Genomic DNA, 5,820 nt, shown 5'->3' with positions numbered 1-5,820 from the left:
AGGAGACTCCGAGACAGGAGACTCCGAGACGGGAGACTCCGAGACTCCGAGACGGGAGACTCCGAGACTCCGAGACGGGAGACTCCGAGACGGGAGACAGCTATTAGGGATCGGATTTGAGTTTTCAGTTCACTGTTTCCTCACACCAGAAGTCTGACGGAGTAGTGGCTTAGATGTGTAATTAATTTTGCTTAGGTACTTACCCAATGGAGGCTATTTTCAATACTCCAATGTCTGCGAATCACCTCGGCGTGTTTTTGGGCATCCGCTGCTAAACTACTGATGAAGAAGCGAATTTCTGTAGTAGTTTTATTCCACAATTAGCGGACACTGCGAACCATGACTACTGCAGCTCTAACCAGTAATTTAGATAGGTCAATGGCTTATCAGTTTACTGTTCACTGTTTACTGATTACTTGTTCACTGATTACTGTTTACTGATGCTGGTTAAGGCCTTAAATTTGCGCGATGAAGCGTGAAATGCTATAAAAATCTCAGTCCTCCCTATAGAAAAGAGTAGAAACTTTATGGCACGCACCGAGTCCACAATGTTAGATCTGGGGACAAAAGCTCCCAGTTTTGCCTTACCCGATGTGGTTTCGAGTGAAACTATCTCTCTGGACAGCTTTGCGGCTAAAACCGCTCTGTTAGTCATCTTCCTCTGTGAACATTGTCCCTTTGTTAAACACATTCAAGAAGAACTTACCCGTCTAGGTCGCGATTATGCTAATACCAATCTGGGCATCCTCGCAATTAGTTCTAATGACGTGGAGAAATATCCCGATGATTCGCCCGAAAATTTGAAAAAAATGGCGATAACCCTTGACTTTAAATTCAATTTATGCTATGACGAAAGCCAAGAAGTGGCGAAAGCTTACACGGCAGCCTGTACTCCCGATTTTTTCCTCTTTGATAGTCAGCGCAGCCTAGTCTATCGCGGTCAGTTGGATGATAGTCGTCCTAGTAATGGAATACCGGTGACAGGCAAAGATCTCCGCGCCGCTATTGACAAGGTTTTAACCGGTCAACCAGTGCCGACGGACCAAAAACCGAGTTTAGGCTGTAATATCAAATGGAAACTGGGTAATGAGCCACCCTATTATGGTTAATTAACGAAGGGTGTAGGGTGTAGGGTGTAGGGTGTGGGGAAGTGGGGAAGTGGGGAAATGGGGAAATGGGGAAATGGGGAAGCTGTCTCATCACCCTATCGCCCCAAAACCCTATCACCCTATCTCCTGAATACTGACTCCTGAATACTGACTCCTAACCCCACCAACAAACTTTTTGCCGCAAATCCTACTTATGAGACTATTTCAACAGCGTAACCGATTGCTGTGCTAATAGGGCAGTACCATAGGCCGCTTGCTCCTGTTTAGACAAAAGCACGGGAACCCCTAAATGACGCTGACGAATTATTCTCCAAGTCGGATTTTTTGCCCCACCACCGGCACTATAAACTCGCTCTAATTTATTGGCTCCCAATTCCTGTAAACGCTGATAACCTAAAGCTTCAATGCGGGCAATACTTTCTAGTAAACCATGCAAAAATTCTCGAGGATTATCGGGCCGGGGAGTCAGTTTCACGGGTAAAAAAGGATCATTAATTGGAAAGCGTTCGCCCGCTTTTAGTAGAGGATAATAATCTAAATTACTTTCTTTTTGTCCATCTATTGCTAAACTATAATTTCTCAATTCTTGATCAGAAAAAAACTTCTTTAACACTGCTCCTCCCGTATTGGATGCCCCACCAGTTAACCACAAATTTCCTAAACGATGACTATAGATGCCATAGTTACTATCATCAACTTTCTGGCTACTTAATAATTTTAAGACTAAAGTTGAACCTAAAGATGTCACTGCATCCCCTAAAGAATTAGCACCACTGGCTAAAAATGCCGCTATGCTGTCGGTGGTTCCCGTATAAATTAAACAATCTTTCGGGATAGCAAAACGAGTCACTAAATCCGGTTTAATAGTATCGATCGCTGTACCCGGAGCAAAAATTTGCGGTAATAAATTAAACATCGGTAAATTCTCTAACCAATCGGGATAACAGAGATTTTCGAGATCATAACCTAACTTTAAGGCATTGTGATAATCACTAATTCCCAGTTTACCGTGCAGCAGAAATGCTAACCAATCCGCTTGCGAGAGAAAATAACGCGCTTGCGAAAAAATTTCTTGTTCACTCCACCAAAGTAATTTAGCTAAACTGGAGGTAGCAATAATCACGGGATGGTGAGGGGGTGCTATAGCTTTAATTGCTTCTAAAAAGGCAATTCCTCGCCCGTCATTGTATAATATTGCCTGAGAAAGAGGATTACCCCAATTATCACATAATAACACCGTCGAGGAAGTACCATTAATCGCGATCGATTTAAGTTCTGAACGTACCGAATCCCCTAGATTATCCAATAAATAAAATAGGGCCTTTTGCCAATCCTGAAAATTGGCATTAGTGAAAGGATAATGAACCTCAGCGACGATATTTTTGCTAGAATCAATAGCAATCGCTCGCGCTCCCGATGTGCCAAAATCAATACCTAAAGATAAACCCATAGATGTCTTCACAACCCCCTCATTCTGGCTACCATTGGGATGGTATCACTCCCCGATTCTTTGAAGGTTGGTACTTCCGAGTCATGATTCCGCAATTAGCCGACGGATTCGCCTTTATGTATTCTATTCAAGACCCAAGCGGCGGTCAAGTCAATAGCGGCGGAGCGGTACAAATTTTAGCCATAGAATCTAATTATCTTTGTCGCACTTTTCCCGATACGGATAAATTTTGGGCAAGTCGTCAGCAATTAGCCATTATCCATTGGGGAAAAACTAACTTAAAAATCCGTCCCTGTCTCCTTTCCCCGTCGGCTTTTTTTGAGTCTGTTCAAGAGGGTTATCAAGCAACGGCAAACCAGCAGCAAGGACGAATTTATGATCCCGTCACTGGAGAAATCTGTCAATGGGATTATCGCGTTGAAACTAGGTACAGTTGGGGAGATAACAAGCGTTTACCCCAAGCAACAGCAGGAATATTATCTTATTTACCGATTTTTGACCCGGGTTGGCAGATTTTAACTGCTCATGGTTTAGCAACGGGAATGATTACCTATGGGGGAAAAAATTACCAATTTGAGAATGTACCTTTTTATAGCGAGAAAAATTGGGGTTATTCTTTCCCCGAAAAGTGGTTTTGGATTAATTGTAATGCTTTCCCTGAAAATCCCGATTTAACCTTAACCGCAGTGGGTTCTACCCGGAAAGTTCTCCACTGGACGGAATCGGTGGGAATTATCGGTATTCACTGGCAAAATCGCTTTTATAAGTTTGATATCTGGAATTCTCAACTAACTTGGACAGTGCAACCCTGGGGATACTGGGAAATGAGGGCAACCAACGAGAATTATACCATTGTCTTAATCGGTATCAGTGATCATCCTCCCGATCGCGTGCGTGTACCCACAGAAAAAGGTCTCTGTTTTGCTTGTCAAGATACCCTCAAAGGTAAATTATCGATAAAATTGGCTGATAGTCGTGGTAAAACCCTTATAAATAGCTCTAGTGGTCTAGCTGGTCTCGAAATTGGCGGTATTTGGCCATCAGCTTGGATCAAACACTTGTGACCTAACATCTTAAGAGTCACTGATAATTGCTGATTGTCGGTATTGCTGCATAAGTGCGTAAAAGCTGATAGGACAACGAACGGAAAAAATATAGATTGTCAAGGTGCGACAAATCGCTATAATCGTTCCAGCAGAGGCGATAATAATCCCTCGACATCCATTTGTTAATGATCGCTAATGATTAGACAAACTCGGTTTTCAGCAAGCGGTTTCGAGACAGCGAACCCGTGAGTTTCCCGGTTGATCGTTGATCGAGCCTCGACGGGCCTTTTTTTGGAGTTGATCGAACCATGTTGCAAGGATGGATTCAAATCGCGCTCACGATCCTGATAATCGTGGCGATCACCCCCTTTTTCGGGCGCTATATGGCTAGGGTTTTCATGGAACGGAGAACCCTACTCGACCCACTGTGCGATCGAGCCGAGAATCTTCTTTACAGCTTCGTCGGGGTGAAAGGGAAAGAGAATATGACCGGCTGGCAGTACACCCGCGCCGTTCTCTACAGTAACGCGGTAATAGCAATTCTGGTTTTTTCCCTGATTGCGGGCCAAGGATTCCTTCCCCTCAACCCGACGGGGATCCCCGCCCCTTCTTGGGACACCACGCTACATACGACGATTTCCTTTATCACCAACACCAACCAACAGCATTATTCCGGAGAAACCACCCTCAGCTACGGGAGTCAGATCTGGGGTCTCGGGTACCAGATGTTCACCTCGGCCGGAACCGGTCTAGCGGTGGGGATCGCCTTTATTCGGGGACTGACGGGGCGACCGTTGGGCAATTTCTACGTGGATCTGATCCGAGCGATCACCCGTATCCTCTTACCGATCTCGATCGTGGGGGCAATTGCCCTGATCATCGCCGGAGTCCCGGAAACCCTCGCGGGCCCGGCGATCTTGCCGACGCTAGAAAACCCCAACCTGAGTCAGGCGATCGCCCGCGGTCCAGTGGCCCACTTCGAGATTATTAAGGAATTGGGAGAAAACGGCGGTGGCTTTTTTGCCAGCAACTCGGCCCACCCCTTTGAAAACCCGAACGGATTCGTCAATCTGGTGCAGTTGGTAGCGATTCTCTCGATTCCCACCTCCCTGATCTATACCTACGGGGTTTTCGCCGATAATCTCAAGCAAGCTCGGTTAATCTATCTAATTCCCCTCGGTATCTTCATCGGCTTTACGATCATCACAGCGATCGGGGAATATAACGGCAACCAGGCGGTTAACTCCCTGCTAGGGGTCGAGCGAGCGGTTAACTTCGAGGGCAAAGAAGTACGCTTCGGTTGGGCGCAATCGGCCCTGTACGCGGTAACTACCACGGCCACCATGTGCGGTGCGGTGATCGCCATGCACGATTCCTTGATGCCGAACGGCGGCTTCGCCACCCTCTCGAATCTGTTCCTGCAAATCGTTTTCGGCGGCCAGGGAACCGGCACCGCCTACCTGTTTGCCTATCTGATCCTTGCGGTATTCGTCACCGGGCTAATGGTGGGGCGAACCCCCGAATTCCTCGGGCGCAAAATCGAGAAACGGGAAGTGGTGTTAGCGAGTTTTTTAATTCTGCTGGTTCACCCGATCGCCATCCTCATCCCCGGAGCGATCGCCCTTGCCTTTCCCGACTTTCAGGGCATCAGTAACCCCGGCTTTCACGGATTATCTCAAGTTATCTACGAGTACGCTTCCGCCGCTGCCAATAACGGGTCGGGATTCGAGGGACTAGGGGATTCCCAACCTGCGCCGCTTGCGATTGCGGCTGGTGCCAAACCGACGATTACCGCTCTCTGGTGGAATCTAAGTGCCTCCTTCAGTTTACTCGCCGGACGGTATATCCCGATCGCCGCCCTGCTCTTGTTAGCCGATGGGATGTCCCGCAAACAACCGGTTCCCGCCACCACCGGAACCCTCCGCACCGATACCGGACTCTTTACCAGCGTGACGGCGGGGGTGATTTTAATTCTCGGTGCGCTCACTTTCTTGCCGATATTGGCCCTCGGGCCGATCGCGGAAGCCTTTCAAATCACCAGGATGATCGGCTAGGAGTTTAGACAGGGTTTGCGGCAAAAAGTTTTTCCGGGGGGTAGGGTGTGGGGTGTGGGGTGTGGGGTGTGGGGTTTTACCAGTTTTGAGGTGGCCAATTACCTAATTTTCAGGGAAAAAGTGCCTAAATTTCCCCCCGATCACTCCCAGATCCAGTACTT

Annotated in this window: 5 protein-coding genes; 3 read left to right on the top strand and 2 right to left on the bottom strand. The window is 47.3% G+C overall.

The window, feature by feature from the left end; genetic code table 11:
* Positions 1 to 191: 191 nt before the first annotated feature.
* Complete coding sequence (locus PX636_RS20120; protein WP_002796594.1) at positions 192 to 320, bottom strand: ISAs1 family transposase; 129 nt, start codon at positions 318 to 320, stop codon at positions 192 to 194.
* A gap of 207 nt (positions 321 to 527) precedes the next feature.
* Here PX636_RS20120 and PX636_RS20115 point away from each other — a divergent pair, with 207 nt between their 5' ends.
* Entirely contained in the window at positions 528 to 1,109 is a 582-nt protein-coding gene (locus PX636_RS20115; RefSeq protein WP_002796595.1) for a thioredoxin family protein, read from the top strand.
* Between the two features lie 199 nt (positions 1,110 to 1,308).
* Here the strand turns inward: PX636_RS20115 and PX636_RS20110 are convergent, their stop codons facing one another.
* On the bottom strand, positions 1,309 to 2,559 hold the full coding sequence (locus PX636_RS20110; RefSeq protein ID WP_288118504.1) for an FGGY-family carbohydrate kinase: 1,251 nt from the start codon (positions 2,557 to 2,559) through the stop codon (positions 1,309 to 1,311).
* 2 nt (positions 2,560 to 2,561) lie between these two features.
* Here PX636_RS20110 and PX636_RS20105 point away from each other — a divergent pair, with 2 nt between their 5' ends.
* Together PX636_RS20105 and kdpA are read left to right on the top strand one after the other, a co-directional pair.
* Positions 2,562 to 3,623 carry a tocopherol cyclase family protein gene (locus PX636_RS20105; RefSeq protein WP_002796597.1) on the top strand — a complete coding sequence of 354 codons (1,062 nt, stop codon included), beginning with the start codon at positions 2,562 to 2,564 and terminating at the stop codon, positions 3,621 to 3,623.
* Positions 3,624 to 3,913: 290 nt separating this feature from the next.
* Positions 3,914 to 5,659, top strand: a complete 1,746-nt coding sequence (gene kdpA, locus PX636_RS20100) for a potassium-transporting ATPase subunit KdpA (RefSeq protein WP_288118501.1) — start codon at positions 3,914 to 3,916, stop codon at positions 5,657 to 5,659.
* The last annotated feature ends 161 nt before the right edge of the window (positions 5,660 to 5,820 follow it).

The sequence above is a fragment of the Microcystis sp. M53598_WE2 genome (assembly GCF_030067735.1).
In the GTDB taxonomy this organism is placed as follows: Bacteria; Cyanobacteriota; Cyanobacteriia; order Cyanobacteriales; family Microcystaceae; genus Microcystis; species Microcystis aeruginosa.
Note: the sequence above shows the minus strand (reverse complement) of the source record. Positions and strands in the feature narration are given on the sequence as shown.